The organism is uncultured Altererythrobacter sp. (assembly GCF_913057185.1).
In the GTDB taxonomy this organism is placed as follows: domain Bacteria; phylum Pseudomonadota; class Alphaproteobacteria; order Sphingomonadales; family Sphingomonadaceae; genus Erythrobacter; species Erythrobacter rubellus.
On the sequence record NZ_CAJXNK010000002.1, the window covers coordinates 24,108 to 43,920 of the forward strand.

General features: G+C 58.2%; 18 protein-coding genes. 12 read left to right on the forward strand and 6 right to left on the reverse strand.

Translation table 11 applies throughout. From position 1 onward, the window contains the following. The first annotated feature begins 9 nt into the window (after window positions 1-9). Window positions 10-690: a lipoyl(octanoyl) transferase LipB gene (gene lipB / locus QZ487_RS07940; RefSeq protein WP_285975732.1), complete on the forward strand. Its 681-nt coding sequence runs from the start codon at window positions 10-12 to the stop codon at window positions 688-690. After that, a complete protein-coding gene (locus QZ487_RS07945) occupies window positions 678-980 on the forward strand; it encodes a hypothetical protein (protein WP_296024151.1) in 303 nt (100 codons plus the stop codon). Before lipB ends, QZ487_RS07945 begins: the two co-directional genes overlap by 13 nt. Here the strand turns inward: QZ487_RS07945 and QZ487_RS07950 are convergent. Continuing rightward, a complete protein-coding gene (locus QZ487_RS07950; protein ID WP_285975730.1) occupies window positions 977-2,080 on the reverse strand; it encodes an alkene reductase in 1,104 nt (367 codons plus the stop codon). The genes QZ487_RS07945 and QZ487_RS07950 overlap by 4 nt on opposite strands. 66 nt (window positions 2,081-2,146) lie before the next feature. Here QZ487_RS07950 and QZ487_RS07955 point away from each other — a divergent pair, with 66 nt between their 5' ends. Further along, the gene (locus QZ487_RS07955) at window positions 2,147-3,046 is read left to right on the forward strand and encodes a DMT family transporter (protein WP_296024152.1); all 900 of its coding nucleotides are present in this window, start codon (window positions 2,147-2,149) and stop codon (window positions 3,044-3,046) included. Here the strand turns inward: QZ487_RS07955 and nadA are convergent. Beyond that, the gene (nadA, locus tag QZ487_RS07960) at window positions 3,043-4,029 is read right to left on the reverse strand and encodes a quinolinate synthase NadA (protein ID WP_296024153.1); all 987 of its coding nucleotides are present in this window, start codon (window positions 4,027-4,029) and stop codon (window positions 3,043-3,045) included. The genes QZ487_RS07955 and nadA overlap by 4 nt on opposite strands. A 112-nt stretch (window positions 4,030-4,141) precedes the next feature. Here nadA and QZ487_RS07965 point away from each other — a divergent pair, with 112 nt between their 5' ends. Further along, entirely contained in the window at window positions 4,142-5,749 is a 1,608-nt protein-coding gene (locus QZ487_RS07965) for a class I adenylate-forming enzyme family protein (protein ID WP_296024155.1), read from the forward strand. Between the two features lie 121 nt (window positions 5,750-5,870). Here QZ487_RS07965 and QZ487_RS07970 read toward each other — a convergent pair whose 3' ends face one another. Next, on the reverse strand, window positions 5,871-6,344 hold the full coding sequence (locus tag QZ487_RS07970) for a MarR family winged helix-turn-helix transcriptional regulator (RefSeq protein ID WP_296024156.1): 474 nt from the start codon (window positions 6,342-6,344) through the stop codon (window positions 5,871-5,873). A 193-nt stretch (window positions 6,345-6,537) separates the two neighbouring features. On the opposite strand from QZ487_RS07970, the gene QZ487_RS07975 reads away from it, so the two are divergent. Both QZ487_RS07975 and QZ487_RS07980 read left to right on the forward strand, forming a co-directional pair. Further along, window positions 6,538-7,650, forward strand: a complete 1,113-nt coding sequence (locus QZ487_RS07975; RefSeq protein ID WP_296024157.1) for an efflux RND transporter periplasmic adaptor subunit — start codon at window positions 6,538-6,540, stop codon at window positions 7,648-7,650. Beyond that, window positions 7,607-10,744, forward strand: coding sequence for an efflux RND transporter permease subunit (locus QZ487_RS07980; protein ID WP_296024158.1), 3,138 nt, complete (start codon window positions 7,607-7,609; stop codon window positions 10,742-10,744). The genes QZ487_RS07975 and QZ487_RS07980 overlap by 44 nt, the downstream gene beginning before the upstream one ends. Window positions 10,745-10,855: 111 nt before the next feature. Here the strand turns inward: QZ487_RS07980 and QZ487_RS07985 are convergent, their stop codons facing one another. Beyond that, a complete protein-coding gene (locus QZ487_RS07985) occupies window positions 10,856-11,728 on the reverse strand; it encodes an MBL fold metallo-hydrolase (RefSeq protein WP_285975723.1) in 873 nt (290 codons plus the stop codon). A 57-nt stretch (window positions 11,729-11,785) separates the two neighbouring features. On the opposite strand from QZ487_RS07985, the gene glpK reads away from it, so the two are divergent. Continuing rightward, window positions 11,786-13,255 carry a glycerol kinase GlpK gene (gene glpK / locus QZ487_RS07990; protein WP_296024159.1) on the forward strand — a complete coding sequence of 490 codons (1,470 nt, stop codon included), beginning with the start codon at window positions 11,786-11,788 and terminating at the stop codon, window positions 13,253-13,255. Between the two features lie 6 nt (window positions 13,256-13,261). Here the strand turns inward: glpK and QZ487_RS07995 are convergent, their stop codons facing one another. Next, a complete protein-coding gene (locus QZ487_RS07995; protein ID WP_296024160.1) occupies window positions 13,262-13,720 on the reverse strand; it encodes a DUF1465 family protein in 459 nt (152 codons plus the stop codon). A gap of 135 nt (window positions 13,721-13,855) precedes the next feature. Then, window positions 13,856-14,053 carry a DUF465 domain-containing protein gene (locus tag QZ487_RS08000; RefSeq protein WP_285975720.1) on the reverse strand — a complete coding sequence of 66 codons (198 nt, stop codon included), beginning with the start codon at window positions 14,051-14,053 and terminating at the stop codon, window positions 13,856-13,858. A gap of 167 nt (window positions 14,054-14,220) precedes the next feature. Between QZ487_RS08000 and QZ487_RS08005 the strand changes: the two genes are divergently transcribed. From QZ487_RS08005 to tilS, 5 genes are all read left to right on the forward strand, one after another. Continuing rightward, window positions 14,221-14,376: a YdcH family protein gene (locus QZ487_RS08005; RefSeq protein ID WP_285975719.1), complete on the forward strand. Its 156-nt coding sequence runs from the start codon at window positions 14,221-14,223 to the stop codon at window positions 14,374-14,376. A 107-nt stretch (window positions 14,377-14,483) separates the two neighbouring features. After that, window positions 14,484-16,754, forward strand: a complete 2,271-nt coding sequence (gene ptsP, locus QZ487_RS08010; RefSeq protein ID WP_296024161.1) for a phosphoenolpyruvate--protein phosphotransferase — start codon at window positions 14,484-14,486, stop codon at window positions 16,752-16,754. A 142-nt stretch (window positions 16,755-16,896) separates the two neighbouring features. After that, on the forward strand, window positions 16,897-17,757 hold the full coding sequence (locus QZ487_RS08015; protein ID WP_296024162.1) for a helix-turn-helix domain-containing protein: 861 nt from the start codon (window positions 16,897-16,899) through the stop codon (window positions 17,755-17,757). 149 nt (window positions 17,758-17,906) lie between these two features. Continuing rightward, window positions 17,907-18,854: a hypothetical protein gene (locus QZ487_RS08020; protein ID WP_296024163.1), complete on the forward strand. Its 948-nt coding sequence runs from the start codon at window positions 17,907-17,909 to the stop codon at window positions 18,852-18,854. A 19-nt stretch (window positions 18,855-18,873) separates the two neighbouring features. Then, window positions 18,874-19,812, forward strand: a complete 939-nt coding sequence (gene tilS / locus QZ487_RS08025; RefSeq protein WP_296024164.1) for a tRNA lysidine(34) synthetase TilS — start codon at window positions 18,874-18,876, stop codon at window positions 19,810-19,812. Window position 19,813 lies beyond the last annotated feature (1 nt).

The following is a 19,813-nucleotide window of genomic DNA, read 5'->3' on the forward strand; positions in this document are numbered from 1 at the left end:
CAATTGGCAATGAGCAGTGAAACCACAGACGCGATTGAATGGCAGCGAGACGAACGGCAGGTTCCGTATCGTGAAGCGCTGGCAGCGATGGAGCAACGCAACGCCGCGATTGCGGCTGGAAATGCGCGCGAACTGATCTGGCTGCTGGAACATCCGCCGGTTTACACCGCTGGGACCAGCGCCGCGCGCGACGAGTTGCTCGACCCACGTTTCGAAGTGGTCGAGGCCGGGCGGGGCGGACGCTACACTTATCACGGTCCGGGACAACGTGTGGGTTATGTGCTGCTCAACCTGACAGAGCGCGGCAAGGATGTACGCTGTTTTGTGCATGGCATCGAACAGTGGGTGATCGAAACGCTCAAGACATTCGGTGTTGAAAGCTGGGCGGTGGATGGCCGCGTGGGTATATGGACCAGGGACATTGATGGGCGCGAAGCCAAAATCGGTGCGATCGGCGTGCGTGTGCGCCGGTGGGTGACGATGCACGGCTTCTCCGTCAATCTGGACCCTGATCTCTCGCACTTCACCGGTATCGTGCCGTGCGGGATTGAGGGATTTGGCGTGACCAGCCTCAAACGCTTGGGACTGGACATCAGCCCTGCGCAATGGGACGAAGCCCTGATGACAACTGCCCCTGAATTCTTTGAACATTTGGCGCGTGTCGCCCGGAGACGATCATGCGAGGTTTGACAATTGCACTTTTGCCAGCGCTGGTCTTTACGTCAGCTTGCAGCGGAGATGTGCCCGATAGAGCCGATGATGCGCGCGAGGCCGAAGGCGAGGTTCTGGGAGGATCGATCAGCGACGACATGTTGCCGCTAGATCAATTGCAATCCCAGTCTCCGCCGATCCGCGAAGAACGCACGGTAACGGTGACTGAGAATGAAGATGGTTCGTCCAGCGTCGAGACGAGTGTCACTGTGACTAGTGGTGACGGTGCGGACAATCAGCCCGCGCCGCCACAACCGCCAGAAGGCTAGGCCGCTTGCTCTTCAGCCAGCGTGGGATAGTCGACATATCCCTCTGGGATGGGGAAGTACCAGCTTTTGGGTACATCCTTATTAGGGTTCCAATGCGCGCCCTGGCGAATGCGATCTTCCAGATCGGGATTGGAAATATAGGGCCGACCAAAGCTCACCGCATCGCATTTGCCTGAACTGACATCTGCCTCTGCTTCTTCCGCGGTGTAGTCGCTGTTGAGGATGAGCGCGCCCGAGTAGATTTCGCGGATCAACGGGCTTTGCTTGGGCACATCGGTTTGTCCGAAAGTGCCGTCCGGTCCCGGTTCCCGCAGCTCGACAAAAGCAAGGCCCAGATCTTCGCAAACCTTGGCCGCCGCACCGAAAGTTGCCGCTGGATTGCTGTCGTCAGTGCCTTGGCTATCGCCATTGGGCGACAAGCGGATACCCACGCGGTCCGCACCCCACACGTCGATCAATTGCTCCAGCACTTCGCGCATGAAGCGGGTGCGGTTCTCCGGCGATCCACCATATTCATCGGTCCGCAGATTGGTCTTGTCCCTCAGGAACTGGTCAACCAGATATCCGTTCGCGCCGTGCAATTGCACGCCATCAAAGCCTGCAGCCTTGGCGTTTTCCGCGGCACGGCGATAGTCAGCAATCGTGCGCTTGATGTCCTCATGGGTCATTTCCCGCGCGGTCGCATATTCGCTCTTGCCTCCGGGCGTATGTGCCTCACCGGGCGCCTTGGTCGCGCTGGCAGAGAAGGGAGGCTCGCCGCCGAGGAAGTATGGGTGAACAATCCGGCCCATGTGCCACAATTGCATCACGATCAGGCCGCCGCGATCATGCAAGGCCTTGGTCGAGGCTTTCCACGCCTCGGTCTGCTCGTTGCTCCAGATACCAGGGGCGGAAGGCCATCCAAGTCCCTCTACACTGATGCCTGTCGCCTCGGTCAGGATCATGCCCGCGCCTGCGCGCTGACCATAATATTGCGCCATCAGTTCGTTCGGAACGAACATCGGCTCTGCAGCGCGTCCACGCGTTAGCGGCGCCATGAAAATCCGGTTCTTCGCTTCGAGTGCACCCATTTTGAGCGGCTGGAACAGCGTGTCGTGCAATTGAATTTCCTTCGTCTTTGTCTCTTTGTAATAGGCACTTGGGGGCGAAGCAGCTAGTGCGCAACCATGGAAAATGATGGGGGTATGCCAGCAGAACTTTCCCGTCCGCGTGGCTGGTTGCTTTTGCTTGCCTTGCTTGCGGGCAATGTCGCATTGGCGATGGGGCCGTGGTTCGTGCGCTTGGCCGACACCGGTCCGGTCAGCGCAGGCTTCTGGCGGTTGCTCTTGGCTTTGCCCTTCCTGGCCGTGTTTGCGCGGTTTAGCGGCCAAGCTCTAACTGGAATCCCGCGCCGAACTTTGATGTTCGTGGCGTTGGGCGCGGTGGCATTCGGGCTTGATCTGGCAAGCTGGCATGTCGGGATTGAGATGACCCGACTAGGCAACGCCACGCTGTTCGGCAATGCCGGAAGTATCGTGTTGTTATTATGGGGCTTTATCCTTTCGCGCAGCCTGCCGCGCGGCACGGAATGGACCGCGATTGTCTTTGCGCTTGCAGGCGCGGCAATTCTGATGGGGCGTAGTGCGGATATTTCGACCACTACGCTGATCGGGGACCTGTTCTGTTTGACCGCAGGTCTCCTGTACGCGGTGTATCTCATCAATCTTCAAGGTGCGCGGCAAACGATTGGCGGGTGGAGTTTGCTGGTCTGGGTCAGCATTTTCGCTTGCCCCCTTCTGCTGGCAATTGCCTTGATCAACGGGGAGCCGGTTTGGCCAAACGATTGGACCCCGATCCTGATTCTGTTCATATCCAGCCAGCTTGTCGGACAGGGATTGCTGGTGTTCAGCCTGCGCCATTTTCCGCCATTGGTGATCGGGTTGGCGCTTTTGACACAGCCAGCCGTTGCCGCATTGATCGGCTATCAAGTCTTCGGCGAAGTGCTCACACTGCTCGATATTGCTGGCATGGTGCTGCTCGGCAGCGCGCTGGTCCTGGCTCGCGGTGTCGCAAGGGTGAGAAGTTAAACCTTCCCCAAATCGCCCTTGCCGACTGCTCCGCTGGCCATTTCCAACATCTTGTCCAAGCTCGCCTTGGCCTTCAGTCGCAGTTCTTCCTCAATCTCGATGCGAGGCTCCAGATCGCGCAGCGCGACGTAGAGCTTCTCCATCGTATTGAGCGCCATATATGGGCAGATGTTGCAGCTGCAGTTACCGTCTGCGCCCGGTGCGCCGATAAAATTCTTTTCCGGCAGCGCCTTTTCCATCTGGTGGATGATGTGCGGCTCGGTCGCCACGATCAGTGTGTCACCTTCAAATTCCTGCGCGAATTTCAGGATGCCGCTGGTTGATCCGACATAGTCTGCGTGATCGATAATCGTCGGCGGGCATTCGGGGTGCGCGGCAACCGGTGCGCCGGGATATTGCTCTTTCAGCTTGAGCAGCTCTGTCTCGCTAAACGCCTCGTGCACAATGCAAACGCCTGGCCACAACAGCATTTCGCGATCAAACTTGCGGCTGAGATAGCCGCCCAGATGCCGGTCAGGCCCGAAGATGATCTTCTGGTCGCGCGGGATCTTTTGCAGGATCGTTTCCGCGCTGGAACTGGTGACGATCACGTCCGACAGCGCCTTCACCTCGGTGCTGCAATTGATGTAGGTCAGCGCGATATGATCGGGGTGTGCCTCGCGGAAAGCCTTGAACTTTTCCGGCGGGCAGCTGTCTTCAAGCGAACAACCGGCATCCATATCGGGCAGCACGACGATCTTTTCAGGGGACAGTATCTTGGCGGTGTCCGCCATGAATTTCACGCCGCAGAATGCGATGACATCTGCATCCGTTTCCGCCGCCATTTGCGACAGTTGCAGCGAATCTCCAACAAACTCCGCGATATCCTGAATGTCCGGCGTCTGGTAATAATGCGCCAGAATTACCGCATTCCGCTCTTTACGCAGGCGGTCAATCTCCGCGAGTAAGTCTGTGCCAGTAGGGACTTTGGTTTCTACGCTCATCAATCATATCCGGTAAGATCAGAGAATTCGCTTCCCATATAGGCAGAATATGGCATTTTGCGAGTGCTTTAGGTCGCAGCTATGGTAGCCAGATTGGCGGGAGATGATTGCGATGTACAAGCTCAACCTCACTGAAGCATACTGTCCGGCGCAAGCCGACACGCCGATGCGCGAACGCACAATCGAAGAAATGCTGCGCGAACAGGTGGAAACGCACGGTGATGGATTGGCACTGCGCGAGATGTTGGCCGATGGCACTGTGGGGCGCGAATGGACCTATGCCGAGCTGTTGAGCGATGCCGAGCGTTGCGGGCGAGCTTTGGCGGCGCGCCACCCAGCCGGCACGCGTATCGCGATCATGGCGGGTAATTGTCCCGAGTGGATTATTGTGCAGCTTGGCGCGGCATTGGCGGGTCTCACCATCGTCACTGTAAACCCGTCGTTCACACCGCGCGAAGTGCATTATGTATTGGAGCAGTCAGGTTCGGCTGCGGTTTACTACCAGCCGCATGTCCGCGGCTCAGCCTTGAGGCCGATCGTGGATGAAGGTGCCGCCGGGTTGCCCGCGGCGGATTATGTCATCGATATAGAGGATCACGCTGACCTGTTCGCGGGTGCAGGTGATGGCGAACTACGCGAAACCATACCGCATGATATCTGCATGATTCAGTACACCTCTGGAACCACGGGTTTCCCGAAAGGCGTTTTGCTGCATCAGCACGGGCTATTGCAGAGCAATCACGACGTGTTCGTGCGCTGGAATCTGGCGCCGGGCAAGCAGGTGCTATGCCCTTTCCCGCTGTTCCACACGGCCGGAAGCGCCGTATGTGTACTGGGCGCGCTCAGCCATGGAGCGACAATTCTATTGGTCACCGTTTTCGATCCCGCGGCGGTGGTGAGTGGAATTGCGCGCGAGAAACCCGAGGTTATCGGCGGCGTCTCGACTATGATCTTTGCGCTTATCGAAGCTGCCAGAGCAACCGGAACGGATGTGAAATGCGTAGAGACAATCGTCAGCGGCGGAGCCATGGTCCAACCTGAGCTGAATCGCGCCGCGCAAGAGATTTTCGGGGTGCCGATCCTGATCGTTTACGGCCAGACCGAGACTTCGCCGGCGATCACAGCTGCATGGCCAACCGATACCGGGCCTGATTTGACGGAGACCATTGGCCAACCATGCAGCCATATGGAAGTCGCGATCCGCAATCCGTCGGACAATTCAATCTGCGCACCGAACGAACAAGGCGAGATTTGCATGCGCGGATTCAACGTGATGGCGGGCTATAATGACAATCCTCAGGCCACCGCGGAGACGATCGACGCGGACGGCTGGCTGCATACCGGTGACTTGGGCAGCATGGATTCACGTGGCTATGTGAAGATCACGGGCCGTGTGAAAGAGATGATTATTCGTGGCGGCGAAAATCTGTTTCCCGCCGAAATCGAAGCCGCCTTGTTGGAACATCCGGTGATCGCCGAAGTCGCGGTGGTAGGTGTGCCGGACGAAAAATGGGGCGAGATTGTTGCCGCGTTCTTGCGACTGGCAGAGGGCGCTCAGCGACCCGATGATAGCGAGTTGCGCAGCTTTATTCGCGCGCGATTGTCACCTCAAAAGACGCCTGCGCATTGGGTATGGGTCAAGGAATTTCCTCTCACCGGATCAGGCAAGATCCAGAAGTTCGCAATGGCCGAAGCCTTTGCGAAGGGGGAATACGCCTAAGTCCGCTCACGACCCAATGGCGGAAACAAATGGCCAAGTAGCAAAATTGCCACCGCTTCTCGGGGATGGGGCCAAATCCAGCTGGCCATGTAGCGTTCTGTTCGGGCGACCATCCCTCCCGTTAGGCATCGCCCAAATTGCGCTGCATTGTGGCCAAGGTAGACTTGAATGCTTCCAAGTCCTCGTCCTTTATTCCCTCAAGCAAGCGCTCATAGACCTGATCCGCCTCGACCCGCATTTTTGGAAGCAAGTCGATTGCAGCGGGCTGGAGGTGCACCTGCCACACGCGCCGGTCGTCTTCGGCGCTGCGCCGCTCGACCAAGCCCAGATTTTCCAGCCGGTCGATTGCTTGCCCGATGCTTGCCCGCTCCAGTTCCAGTTGCCCAGCCAGTTCGGTCTGGGTCATGCCGGGTGTGCGGTAGAGATAGGCCAATGCACGCCACTGGGTACGAGTGAGGCCAAACTGTTCTAGTGAGGTGTCGAAGGTGCGACGCAATCGTCTTGTCAGCTCTTCCAAGAGAAAAACCAATCGGTCTTGATCGGTTAGGAAGGCTGCTGCCTTTTCGTCGGCATCATTTTCGAGCTTGGTTGCCATGCGGAGCACCTTAACACAGCATCGATTTAGATAAAGCTATTTACTGTAAAGCAACTTACAATATAGTGGGTCGCGATATGGAGAACGTGACCACTAGAAACGAGGGATCGGGAGGACTCTCCCTTGCCGCAGAAATGGTCGGTGACGACAGCGCGTTGCCCGTCCTGCTCGCCAGCGGTAGAGGTGCCTACATATGCTAGCGCGTCTTGCTCTTGGTGGGGTGGCTGTGTTTGCGCTGACCCTGGCTGGCTGTTCGGGTGAAACTGAAGGGGATGAGGCTGCGCCAGAAGCTCAGACAGAGCCGCGCGAAGTTACGACGACAATCGTCGAACCCCAACCGTTCGCTGAACCAGTTAAGGCATTCGGCACGATTGCAGCCAAACAGCGCAGTGCAATTGGTGCGCTTACCGAAGGGCCGGTAGAACGAATTTTCGTCAAGGTCGGCGACAGGGTTTCTCGCGGACAACCGCTTTTTCGTATCCGCCAGGCCGACTATCAGCGACGCGTAGTTGAAGCGCAGGCAGCAGTCGATCTGACAAGCGCGCAAGCGATTGAGGCTGAAAGGCGTTACGATCGCGTTATGGCCCTTGCCCCAAGAGGTTTCGTTTCGAAAGCACAGGTTGACGCGGCTGAGACGGAGCTGGCTGTAGCGCGGGCGCAGAAGGCACAGGCTCAGGCGGCCCTTGGCACCGCACAGCAGGCATTGGCCGACACAATCACGCGCGCGCCATACGATGGGGTTGTAACCGCGCGGATGGTCGATGAAGGTGTATACCTGAACAATCGCTTTTCGATGGGACGGCAATCAGCCGCGCTGGAATTGCAAGAGCTCGGGATCGTTGCCGCCATCGTCAACGCGCCGCAGGAATATGTCGACGCGTTTCGACGCAACATGCCAGCGCGGGTCTTCATCGAAGGATTCGAGCAGCCATTCGACAGTACCGTGTACATCATCAACGACCGGGTCGATCCTGAAAGCCGGATGGTCGAACTGCGGCTGCCGATCGCCAATCCCGATTACCGCATCAGTTCAGGGCTGGCAGTCAGAGCCGAGATCTCGGTGCCGCCAGTGCAAGCGATCGTTTTGCCCCGCCCAGCAATACTCGGCGACAGTGCTGCGGCCTACGTCTTCGTGGTCGTAAACGGAAAGGCACAGCGCCGGGAAGTGGCGTTTGAGAGTATCGATCTCGATCAGGTGCGTATCCGTTCAGGGCTGGAACCGGGCGACGAGGTTATTCTCGATCCTCCGGCCACATTGCGGAATGACGAGCCGCTCAAATCACGCCGAACCCGCGGCGCAAGCTGATATGTGGCTTGCAGACGTTTCGATCCGGCGACCGGTATTCGCGACGATGCTAATCGCTTCGCTCGTCGTACTTGGCTTGGTCTCGTTCAACCGGCTCGGGGTCGACCTCTTTCCTGAGGTAGAGTTTCCATACGTATCTGTAACGACAGCTCTGCCCGGCGCTTCGCCGGGCACCATGGAAACCGAAGTCACCGACGTCATAGAGGAACAGCTCAACACGATCTCCGGCTTGCGCCAGATGCGATCGATTAGCGCCGAGGGTGTAAGCATCGTCAATCTCGAGTTCGAGCTGGAGGAGGACGCCGATCTCAAGGCGCAGGAAGTACGCGACAAGATGTCGCGGCTCGCGGCCGATCTGCCGGACGATTCCGAACCGCCGGTCATCGAGAAAGTCGATCCCGATGCCGCGCCGATCCTGTCGGTTCTGTTGTCAGGCGACATGCCCATCCGCGACCTGACCACTTTTGCAGATGAGGAGGTGAAAGAGCGATTGCAGCGAGTGCCCGGCGTCGGTTCGGTCGAGCTGGTTGGCGGGCGAGAACGCGAAATGCGCATATGGCTCGATGCGGCTGCGATGCGCGCGCGCGGAGTAACGGCAGAGGATGTGCTCGGCGCAATCCAACGCGAGAATGCTGAGCTGCCGGGCGGGCGCCTGGTTACCGAGGGGCGTACGCGCCAGTTCGGCATCCGCATCCTTGCCGAAGCACGAACGGCGGCGGAATTTGCCGCAATACCGATCCTTTACCGGCCCAATGGACAGACTGTTCGGATCGGCGATGTAGGGCGGGTCGAGGACTCCATTGAGGACGAGGAGAGCTATGCCCAGCTCGATGGGGAACCGGGCGTTGTTCTCGAAGTCCGCAAGCAAAGCGGAGAGAACACGGTCGCGGTGGCAGAACAGATCCGCGCAGAAATCGAAAGCATCCGGACCACCGCTCCCAAGGGTATCAATTTCATCATCGCTCGCGACACGTCTCGCTTTATTGAGCAGGCCATCGGCGACGTGCTGTTCGACCTATTCATTGCCGTGGTGCTGGTGGTGGCGGTGACCTTCCTGTTTCTCCTTAGCTGGCGCGCGACGGTCATCGTGCTGCTTGCTATTCCGACCTCGATTGTCGCAACTTTTGTTGCCTTCGCGGCTTTCGATTTTACCGTTAACATGGTCACGTTGCTGGCGCTGACAGTCGCTATCGGCCTGTTGGTCGACGATGCCATCGTTGTGGTTGAGGCGGTCCAGAACGACGTTGATGAAGGGAAAAATGCGACCGAAGCCGCCCACACCGCAACCAGACGAGTGGCCTTGGCCGTGCTGGCAGGCACATTCGCAACGCTGGCGGTGTTTGTGCCGATCGCCTTCATGGAAGGAATTGTTGGTCGTTTCTTCTTTCAATACGGTCTGGCAATCGTCTTTTCGGTCAGCGTGTCGATGCTGGTCGCCTTCACGCTTGCACCTGCACTATCGGCGAGGTTGCTTCGCCCCGAACACGCGGAAAGTGGCTGGTTCGGACGCATTGAACGGTTCCATATCGAGATGCGTCAACTCTACGAAAGGCTCGTGTCTTGGGCGATCAACCGCCGTTATCTCGTGCTTGGCGGCGCGCTCGCAAGCGTCCTGATCGGCGGATTTTTTGCAGCGCTCGTTCCAAGCACCTTCATGTCCACAACGGATCGATCCGAATTCCTTGCGACGATCAAGCTTCCTCTTGGGACAGGGGTTTCCGAAGCGAAGAAGGCGGCAGAGCAGGTCGATTCCTCACTGCGCCAGAATCCGGAAGTCGAACTCGTTTTCGTGAGTGCGGGCAGCGGAACCAATCCCAAGATCAATGAGCTGGAAGTCTATATCGGGTTGAGGCCCAAGCGGTCGCGCGAGGCGACGCAGGACGACGTGATGACCTTCGCACGGAACGAGATAATGGGAGATGTTCCGGCAGCACAGGAGGTGTCCGTGGAGGAGGTTCCGTGGGTATCGGGTGCCGGGGTCGGACAGACTGCAATTGAACTGATAATAACCGGACCGGACACCGCAGCCATCAACGACTACGCGCGGTGGCTGGAGGGCGAGCTGGCCGCACGATCCGAATTTGTCGACGTGCGCTCGTCCTACGAAGGTGGCAGGCCGGAACTGCAGATCGCCTTCGACCGCGACCGGGCCGCCGATCTCGGGATTTCGGCGCGCAACCTGGCCGCCGCATCGCGAACGCTGGTCGGCGGAAGCGATGCAGGCACATTCGAGGCTGATGGACGTCGCTATGACATTCGCGTGCGCCTCGAGGAAAGTGGACGAAAGGGGCTTGGCGACGTCGAGGCACTTCCGCTCAGGACCGGACAGGGCACCCTGGTCGATCTTGCTGCGATTGCCGATGTTGACGTTGCATTGAGCGCTGCGGAAATTGAGCGCATCGATCGATCGCGCCAGATTTCAGTGCTCGCCAATACGGCTCCCGGTGTGGCGCTGAGCGTTGCCGTGGCTGATGTGGAAGAGTTGCTTGCCGCCAATCCGCCACCTGCCGGCTTGGCGACGCGAATGGAAGGCACTGCCCGTCTCCTCGCCGAAACCAGCGAGGCGATTATCTTTGCATTCGCGCTCGCAATCGTCGCGCTCTACATCGTGCTCGCCAGCCAGTTCAATAGCTTTGGGCAACCCATCATCATTATGCTTACGGCACCACTGTCGTTCTCCGGCGCCTACTTCCTGATGTGGGCGGCGGGCCAGGAAATGAGCCTGTTCGCGCAAATCGGCATGATCGCTTTGATGGGGATCGTGATGAAAAACGGTATCTTGCTTGTCGATCTCGCCAACCGGTATTGCGAAGCTGATAAGGATGCGGCTTCTGCAATGCGCAACGCCGCGCCAAAACGCTTACGACCCGTCCTCATGACCGCGCTTGCTGCCGTATTCGGCATGCTGCCGGTAGCGCTGGCGCAGTCAGATGCAGCAGAGTGGCGCAATGCTATGGGCTTCATCATCATCGGCGGGCTGACCACTTCCACTTTCCTGACTCTGCTGGTTGTCCCAGCAGCCTACGCGGCAGCCTCGGACTTACGAAGTGTCGTGACCAATTTCCGACCCCCGTTTTTGCAGAGACCGTTGTAGGAAGGAGCGCTGGCTTCGTCGTTACCCGTTTTTGTGATCAGCGCGCGGTCGAACAGATATTGTCCGCTTTCCACCCCAGTTTCGGACTTTCCGGCTCGCAGTTAAATCTCGCTAGTTTGTCTGCCAGACTTCGTTCTCACCCTGAGCAACGAGCCCGCGTTTCTCCAGATCGAGCAGATGCGCCATCACGCTCATTTGCGCGGCCTTATGCAGGCGCTCGTCCAAGCCCTTATACATCACCGGAATGAAGTCCGGGATCGTGCGAGCTTGTTCGCCCAATAGCCGCAGAATCTGGTTCTCGCGCTGGCGGCGATGCCCCATCATCCCGCGTACCAGCTGGCGCGGCTTTTCGATCGGCGCCCCGTGCGCCGAATAATACACCCTGTCCTCGCGTGCCTGCAGCCGTTCAAGGCTCGCCATATAGTCGCCCATATCGCCATCAGGCGGGATCACCACGCTGGTTGACCAGCCCATCACATGATCTCCAGTGAACAGCGCGCCGCTCTCTTCCAGCGCGAAGCAGAGGTGGTTTGATGTGTGCCCCGGCGTATGCACCGCGCGCAAAGTCCAACCTTCGCCGGTCATCGCTTCGCCATCTTCCAACACGCGGTCTGGCGCATAGGTAGTATCGAAAGCTTCGTCACTGCGCGGCAGATCGCTGTCGATCACAAGCGGAGCACAGCCCACAATCGGCGCGCCGGTGCGCTCTGCCAAGGGGGCGGCCGCAGGCGAGTGATCGCGGTGTGTGTGCGTGCACATGATCGCGGCGACTTTGGCATCACCAATCGCAGCCATTATCGCGTCAATATGGTCAGGTTCGTTTGGCCCCGGATCAATCACCGCCACATCGCCAGCACTGCCCACTATATAGGTCTGCGTGCCGGTATAGGTGTAAGGTGACGGGTTAGGGGCGAGGACGCGCCGCACCAGCGGTTCGCATTGTTCGGCGATGCCCGTGGGCCATGGTTCGGGTGGTAAAGCCATGACTTGCATATGAAGGATGGTCGTGCACATGTCACGCCAGCGAATTTGGGGAGAATTATGTCAGACTTCATTCTGGTGCTGGACGAAGGGACCACTTCGACGCGCGCGATGCTGTTCGATTCCGCGGGCAAGCTGCATCATGTGGCGCAGCGCGAGCTGGAACAGCATTATCCAAGGCCTGGCTGGGTTGAGCATGACGCATCGGAAATATGGGACAAGACGCTCGCTTGTGTGCGCGACGTTACTGAGCAGGCGGGCGGAGCTGATCGCATTTCGTGCATCGGGATCACCAACCAGCGTGAAACGGTGGTCGCATGGGATAAGACCACGGGCGAACCGCTCTGCAAGGCGATCGTATGGCAGGACCGCAGAACGGAACCATCATGTCAGGAATTGCGCCAAGCGGGGCACGAAGGTGATGTTCAGGCACGAACAGGATTGCTGCTTGACCCCTATTTCTCTGGCACGAAAATGCGCTGGATGCTCGAAAATGAACCCGCGGTTCGCGCAGCTGCGGAAATGGGCACTTTGGCATTTGGCACTATCGAAAGCTGGTTGATCTTCAAACTTTCAGGCGGAGCGCACATCTCGGATGCGAGCAACGCCAGCCGAACCTTGTTGCTGGAGCTAGGCGGCGCGTTGTTCGATCCGGCACTTTGCGAATTGTTCGGCGTTCCGCATGCGGCCTTGCCTGAAGTTGTCGACAATGCGGGGGAGGTCGCGGTCGCAAGCGCCGAATGGCTAGGGCGCGAGATCCCTATCACTGGCCTTGCAGGTGACCAGCAGTCGGCCACCATTGGCCAGGCTTGCCTCTCGCCGGGCGAGACCAAGTCAACTTATGGCACTGGCGCTTTCGTGCTGACCAACAAAGGCGGCGAGATTCCGCGCTCGACCAACCGCTTGCTGGGCACTGTCCTGTATCAGATCAATGACCAGCGTACCTACGCGCTGGAAGGCTCCGTATTCGTGGCGGGCAGCCTGATCCAATGGCTGCGCGATTCGCTTGGCATCGTTGAGGTCGCGAGTCAGACAGAAGAGCTTGCGCGGTCTATTCCCGACAGTGGCGGGGTTACGATTGTGCCAGCGCTGAGCGGCCTTGGTGCGCCGCATTGGCAGGCAGAGGCGCGCGGCGTGATAAACGGTCTGAGTTTTTCAACTGGCAAGGCTGAGCTGGCGCGTGCGGCACTGGAGGCGATGGCCCATCAGACCCACGATCTGGCAATGGCTTTTGCCGCCGATGGCGCACCTTGGGAAACGTTGCGTATCGATGGCGGGATGAGCGCGAACAACTGGATGGCGCAAGATTTGGCCGACATGCTCGATTTGACTGTCGAGCGCCCTGAATTCGTGGAAACGACAGCTCTGGGTACAGCCATGCTCGCAGCAGCTGGCGCTGGCATTTACGCCGACTTGAACGAAGCGGCAACGGCGCTGCGCGGCAATCTGCAAAGCTTTACCCCCGCAATGGATAGCGACGTGCGCGAAGGTCGATTGGCAGCCTGGAAGAAGGCTTTGATCGCAGCCTAGGACGGGTCAGCGCATATTGATGGCGCGGTCGAGCCTCGCGCGCAGCGCGTGTACGACCGGCTGCGTTTCGAACTCGTCAGCCCACGCTTGATCCAAACGTGCAATGCGGCGGTGCAGTTTAATCGTTTCTTCGATCAACGCGCGGGTCTCAGTCTCGAGCAGTTCAAGATCGTCTGCATTGCTTGGCCTGTCATCGGGCAGGCGCCCGTGATGGCGAAGTTGATTCTCGCTCAACTCGCCGGAAAAGAAAGCACGCTGGTTCAGCAGCCACGCCAGCACATGCATCATGCGTGTCGTGGCTTTCAGCCCTTCGCTCGAAAGCGCCAGTCGCAAGCGGTCGCTTGCGTCGGGTGCGGCATCCCCCATCCCCATCGCGAACACGGCGCGCGTTTCATCAGCCAGCAGCAATGCCTCGCTGTAGAGCGATTCAATAATCGGGCGGGAAAGGTTTGAAGGGCGCATCATGAAACTGGGTTAAGATGGAGTTTCGTCCTGCGTCCAGTCTGGCAACCATGTTTTCCGCGCCTTTGCCTATGCGTGTCCCAAACCGGAACGGATTGAGGCAAATTATCCAGGATAAACACTTAGGTTGATGAAAAATCAGGCGATAATGTCAGGCAGCAATTGATCTTCGAAGATTGCGATCTGGTCCTTCAGGCGCAATTTTCGTTTCTTCAAGCGTGCAATCTGAAGTTGGTCTTGCGAACCGGATTCCGTCAGCGCGGTAATCGCAGCATCCAGATCGCGGTGCTCCGAACGAAGCAATTCAAGCCGTTTTCTAAGCTCTTGCTCGTTCACTTGCCCCACTCCTTCGTTATCGGTTCGGCGTTTTTACATTGTTGCGCAACGCATACGTAACGCCACAGCCTTTTCAAGATAGCGATTCTATGGTTTCATACTCTTTCGCGGCTCGTCCGCGCGTAGGCGAGTCGCTTTGCGGTAATCACGCGAAGAGGAGAGCCTTGATGGTATCGACACATGTCCAAGCTTTACAGAACAAGCACGCAGGTCTCGAAGCGCAATTGCGCGAGGAAATGAACCGACCAGCTCCGGACACAAGTACGATCCAGATGCTCAAGAAACAAAAGCTGCAAATCAAGCAAGAGCTCGCCGAAGCCTGAGCATTATCGCTCCACTGCCGTTTTGGAACGGATAGTCGCCGAACTGAGATAAAATTGTTGTTGGGCGGGATTTCGCTTCGCTACCAACCTGCTATAGCGGTTTTCATATGACAGCAGCAGCTTCGGCCCGTCAGATCCTGACTCGTTTACACGAGGTCATGGCTTCGCGTTTGCATGCGCAAGCCAAGCTTGACCGTGTGGTCGAGATTGTTGGCAAAAGCCTGGATAGCGAGGTCTGCTCGATCTACTTGCTGCGCGAAGGCATGCTGGAGCTGTTCGCGACCCGCGGTTTGAACAAAAGCGCTGTCCACGTCACACGCATGGCGATTGGAGAAGGGCTTACCGGGACCATTGCCGCAAACAATGAAACGCTGAACCTGGCCGAGGCAAAGGCACATCCCGACTTTCAATATCGCCCGGAAACCGGTGAGGAGAAATTCCATTCCTTTGCCGGGGTGCCAATCGTGTACCATGAACGTGTAGTGGGCACATTGTGCGTGCAACATGTTGATCCCCGCAAATACGAAGACGTCGAAATTGAAGCGCTGCAAACCACGGCCATGGTTCTATCAGAGCTGATCTCGAATGCAGAACTGGTCGACGAGGAAGACGCACGCGGCCTTAGCGGAGCGCAGACAGGCACGCAGAACATTACCGGCCTAGCTTTGGTCAAAGGGTTGGCCGGCGGTTTCGCCGTTTATCACCAACCCCGCATCACAATCGATCATATTGTTGCAGACGACATCGAAGCAGAGCGGCAGCGTGTCTATCGCGCCTTTGACAAGATGCGCGAGCAGATTGACAATATGGCAAGCCAGGCCGAGTTCGGCGTGGGCGGAGAGCACGACGAGGTGCTCGAAACATACAAGATGTTCGCTTATGATGAAGGGTGGGGGCGTCGCATCAACGAAGCGATCGATTCCGGCCTGACTGCGGAAGCTGCGATCGAACGCGTGCAGCAACGCACGCGTATGCGCATGCGGGAAATTGATGATCCCTTGCTCGCGGACCGGATGCATGATCTTGAGGATCTTTCCAATCGGCTGCTTCGGACCGTGTCTGGCCAGCTGGGCACCGCAGCATCGCAAGGTCTGCGCAAAGACACTATCCTGATCGCGCGAAATCTGGGCCCGGCCGAATTGCTCGAATATGATCGGCGCCGCTTGAAGGGCGTGATCCTGGAGGAAGGCTCGCTCACATCGCATGTGGTGATTGTCGCGCGTGCGATGGGGCTGCCGGTGTTGGGTCGTGCGCGCGGTATTCGGGGAATTGTGCGCGACGGAGATCAAATTCTGCTCGATGCGAACCAGGCGACAGCCACGATCCGGCCATCACAGCAGGTTGCAGACGCATTCGATACGCGGTTCGAGAAATCGCGTGAGAAACAGGCAGCGTACGCCAAGCTGCGCGATGTAGAGCCCTTCACCCGTTGCGGTACGCGCATTCAGGTCATGATAAATGCTGGTCTTCGCGACGATATCTCTGCACTCGCGATGACTGGCGCTGATGGCGTGGGGCTGTTCCGAACTGAGTTCCAGTTTCTGGTTTCGGCTACTTTGCCTCAGCGCGAACGACAAACCCGTTTGTACCGCGATGTTCTAGAAGCAGCAGGCGACAAGCCTGTAGTTTTTCGCACTGTCGATATCGGCGGTGACAAAGCCGTGCCTTACCTTGAGTCCGAACAGTCCGAACATGATGAAAACCCGGCGATGGGGTGGCGGGCATTGCGGCTCGCGCTCGAGCGCGGCGGGCTGATGAAAGTGCAAGCGCGCTCGCTGCTTGAAGCGGCCGCCGGGCGAGAATTGCATGTGATGTTCCCGATGGTCTCCGAGCCGTGGGAATTCGATGCGGCCAAGGAGGTTTTCGAAGCGCAAATCCAGCATATGCGGAAGCAGAAGAAGCATTTGCCGGATACGATCCGCTACGGGGCGATGTTGGAAGTGCCCGCACTGGCAGAGGTCCTGGATTTGATGCTTCCACGGGTCGATTTCCTGTCGGTTGGAACCAATGATCTGACACAATTCCTGTTTGCAGCAGACCGCGCCAATCCAAAATTGGCAGAGCGTTATGACTGGCTAAGCCCATCGATCCTGCGTTTTCTGCGCCGGATTTCGTCGAGCATGGTGGGGCATCAGGTTGACTTGGGCGTTTGCGGCGAGATGGGTGGACGGCGTTTGGAAGCACTCGCCTTGCTCGGCCTCGGATACCGGCGTTTGTCGATTACGCCTGCGGCTGTAGGTCCAATCAAAGAATTGGTGCGCAGGGTGGATCTTGGAGAGATTACCGAAGCAATGACCGGCTGGCTGTCCGACCCGCAAACCGACTTGCGGAAAAATCTTCAGGAATGGGTGGCTGAGCGCGGTATCGAGACCGATTAAGCGCTGCCTACGAGGCTGCAAACAGCAGTCGCTCTGACATCTCGCTCGCTTCATCTGATTTAGGTCTGTCTGTATGGCGGGCTGCTTGACACGAAAGAGCCATGACAGTCATGTAGCCAACACGAAAATCGGGTCGTACCTAATGGTTGAGGAAATAAATATCGAGCCGGATAACGAACTCCCATTAGAGGGCGTCGGACGCCGATTGCGCCGAGCGCGCGAGGAAAAGGGTCTTTCGCTTGCTCAGGTTGCCGCAAGCACGCGCATCTCTGAACGGCACTTGCAACTGATTGAGCAAGATCAGTTTTCTGAGTTACCGGCACGTACTTATGTTTTTGGCTTTTCACGGACTTACGCACGCGCACTGGGCTTGGACGAAGCCGAAATAGTCGCTTCGCTCCGCGCTGAGCTGGACAATCAAACCGAGCAACGCCCTCGTTACACGCCTGCGTTTGAGCCTGGTGACCCAGCCAAAGCTCCGCCCAGCGGTTTAGTATGGGCATCGGCTATCGCGGTGCTGCTGCTGGCAGCAGGTAGTTACGCCTTTTACGCCCGGTTTATGGCGCCGGGCGCTGATCCCGCACCTCTGGTCGCTGAAGAAGACAGTGTCACCGGTGCCGACGTCGCGACGCTGTCGGATGCGCAAACGACATCTGGCGCTTCGGTTGATGGTACGGCGCCCGATCAGGTGGTGTTTACAGCCTTGGAAGACGGCATATGGGTTAGCTTTTACGAGGCGGGCGGACGCAGGCTTCAGCAAAAGCTGATGGCAATGGGCGAGAGCTTTGCTGTTCCCGCTGACGCGCGAGACCCGCGAATATGGACTGGCCGGCCTGATGCTTTTGCCGTCACAATCGGCGGGCAAGATGTTGAACCACTGGCGGAAGAACAGGTCACCATTCGCGACATACCGATTACAGCGAACGCCCTTCGTGATCGAATGACGGAAGCGCCGGAACCGGATGCGATAGATAGCGGGGCCGCATCAGAGGCTCCCGAATAAGAGCTTACGCAAGGATTCCCACCATTTTGGCATGCTGTCGGGTCGACAATTGTCGTCCGGGTGATGCAAGTTTCGCCTGAGGTTCATCTGCAAACCATTATTTGCAGAACATTGAAGATCGAGGAGCTCTCGAAGTGAAATTGCCCCAATTGAAGAATTTAGCTGGTTTGGCTCTGGCCGGTGCTGTTATTGCGACCACGCCGGTACCTGCGCTGGCGCAGGACGATGTATCAGAAGCGCGTGTGCGCAAGATCGAAGCAGAGATCCGGGCTTTGCAACGCCAGGTGTTTCCGGGCGGGGATGCACGGTTTTTCGAACCAGAGATCAACACGCAGCAAGGCACTCCATCGAATCCATCCAGCGCGACTTCGACCACCGCTGTGACAGACATTCTCGCGCGGCTTGATGCAATCGAAGCGCAAATGCAGCGATTGACAGCAGCCGGTGAAGAGAACCGAAATGCCGTGATGCTGCTTGAGGAACGTTTGGAAGCGCTGGAAGCTGCCAACAATCCGGCACCAGTTGTGGAACCGGCAGCCGAGGAAGCTCCGGCGACGCAGAGCAATCTGTCAGCCATGACCGGCGGCGCATCGACCGTCGAACCAGCGCGGCCAGCACAAACAGCAGAGCCTGCGCCGGCGCAGACCGCGGGACCAAGCGAGGAACGGCTCGCCGGTGTTCAAGAAATCATGAAGCCGCAAACCGACGATGCGGGAGATGATGAATATACCTATGGATTCCGTTTATGGAACGCGGGCTTCTATCCGGAAGCGCAGCAGCAATTGCGCTTGTTCGTAGATCAGCATCCCGATCACTGGCGCGCTACATATGGCCGCAACCTGCTTGGTCGCGTCTATCTGGATGATGGCAAGGCACGCGAGGCCGCGCCTTGGTTCTTGCGCAATTACCAGGTGGACAAGCAGGCAGCACGGGCCGGTGACAGCTTGCTGTTTCTCGCAGACGCGATGATTGCTCTGGAAGATACCAATCGCGCGTGCATCGCGCTCGCCGAATTCGGCGACACCTATCCGGCGCTGGCGAGCGGGCGGCTTCAAGATCAATATGAAGCAAGCCGCCAGAAAGTGACCTGTAATTGATACGGCGTTCGATCCGGAATTGACCCGGCGGTTTCGCGCCGAGGTCGAACGCGCGGGTCTGGGTGATCAACGCTTCGGCTTGGCTGTGTCTGGCGGTCCAGACAGCTTGGCGATGCTGCTTATGGCCCATGCTGTGTATGCGGAGCAATTCGAGGTGGCTACCGTCGATCATGGCCTGCGGGCAGAAGCGAAAAGCGAATGCGCCTTCGTCGAGCAGGTGTGCTCTGAGCGGGATATTGCGTGCACTGTGCTGACCGTTCAGGTGCCCGAGGGCAACTTGCAGGCTCAAGCGCGTGAAGCACGATACGCAGCGCTTGAGCACTGGGTGAGTGATCGCGGTCTGGCGGCTATCATGACGGCACATCATGCGGACGATCAGGCCGAAACCCTGCTGATGCGGTTGAACCGTGGAAGCGGCGTTGCCGGTTTGGCAGGCGTGCGCCGGGTTAATGAGACCGAAGCAGGAGGGCTGCGCATTGTCCGGCCCTTGCTTGGCTTTCGTCGAGCAGAGCTGGAAAGCGTGGTCTCGGCAGCCGGGCTGGACGCGGTAGAAGATCCATCAAACCAGAATGATCGTTTCGACAGAGTGCGGATCCGGCAGGCGCTGGCTGACGCCGACTGGCTTGACCCGTTGGCGATTGCGCAATCCGCGCAACATCTGGCCGATGCGGATGAAGCTCTGGATTATGAGGTTCAGCGGTTCTGGGAACAGAATGCACAGCGCACACGCAATGCTATCCGGCTACCATTACACCCGATGCGTGAGACGAGACTGCGTCTGATGACCCGCGCCATCAAGGAGCTGGGCGGTGACCCACGGGGTAGCGACATTGCCAGTCTCGACGACAAATTCTCCAATCAACGCAAGGGCAATGTGGCGGGCGTGATGGTCGAGTTGCGGTCTGAGGATGACGGACAGTTCCTCAACTTTTCACCCGAGCCGCCGCGTCGATCCTAGA